At 45.3% G+C, this 1,101-nt stretch carries 1 protein-coding gene; it reads right to left on the bottom strand.

Going from position 1 to position 1,101, the window contains the following annotated elements; translation table 11 throughout:
• Positions 1–1,059: photosystem II q(b) protein (gene psbA / locus FJR06_RS05105; RefSeq protein WP_168650998.1), on the bottom strand; the 1,059-nt coding region annotated here is incomplete at its 3' end.
• Between the last annotated feature and the right edge of the window lie 42 nt (positions 1,060–1,101).

The raw sequence follows: 1,101 nt of genomic DNA, 5'->3' as shown, positions 1-1,101 counted from the left end.
TAAAGCAACAGGAGCAATGTCAGCAGCAGCCAAGTCTAGAGGGAAGTTGTGAGCGTTACGCTCGTGCATTACTTCCATTCCTAAGTTAGCGCGGTTGATTACGTCAGCCCATGTAGCGATGACACGACCTTGAGAATCCATGACAGATTGGTTGAAGTTGAAACCGTTCAAGTTGAAAGCCATTGTGCTAACACCCAAAGCTGTGAACCAGATACCAATTACAGGCCAAGCAGCTAGTAAGAAGTGTAGTTGACGGCTGTTGTTGAAGGAAGCGTATTGGAAAATCAAGCGACCGAAGTAACCGTGAGCAGCAACGATGTTATAGGTTTCTTCTTCTTGACCGAATTTATAACCGTAGTTTTGTGATTCGTTTTCGGTTGTTTCTTTAACCAAGGAAGAAGTTACGAGTGAACCGTGCATTGCAGAGAACAAAGAACCACCGAAGACACCAGCTACACCTAACATATGGAAGGGGTGCATCAAGATGTTGTGTTCAGCTTGGAACACGATCATGAAGTTGAATGTTCCAGAGATACCTAAAGGCATACCGTCTGAGAATGAACCTTGACCGATTGGGTATATCAAGAATACTGCGGTAGCAGCAGCTACAGGTGCGGAGAATGCTAGGCAAATCCAAGGACGCATTCCTAAGCGGTAAGAAAGTTCCCATTCACGACCGAGGTAGCAGAATACGCCGATCAAGAAGTGGAATACTACTAACTGGTAAGGACCGCCGTTATACAACCACTCATCTAAAGAAGCAGATTCCCAAATAGGGTAGAAGTGTAAACCGATAGCGTTGGAGGAAGGAACTACTGCACCGGAGATGATGTTGTTTCCGTAGAGTAGAGAACCTGCAACTGGTTCGCGGATACCGTCAATGTCCACGGGAGGAGCAGCGATAAATGCAATTACAAAGCAAGTAATTGCAGCGAGGAGGGTAGGGATCATTAATACTCCGAACCAACCGATATATAAACGGTTGTCAGTGCTGGTGATCCATTCGCAGAAGCGATTCCATACGTTAGCACTTTCGCGCTGTTGTAAGGTAGTTGTCATGTGTTTATAATTGCGTTTGAGTTATGTATGTTTTGGTAGGTG

It is taken from the genome of Dolichospermum sp. UHCC 0352 (assembly GCF_009711925.1).
Lineage (GTDB): Bacteria > Cyanobacteriota > Cyanobacteriia > Cyanobacteriales > Nostocaceae > Dolichospermum > Dolichospermum lemmermannii.
This window is presented reverse-complemented; position numbering and strand designations above follow the sequence as displayed.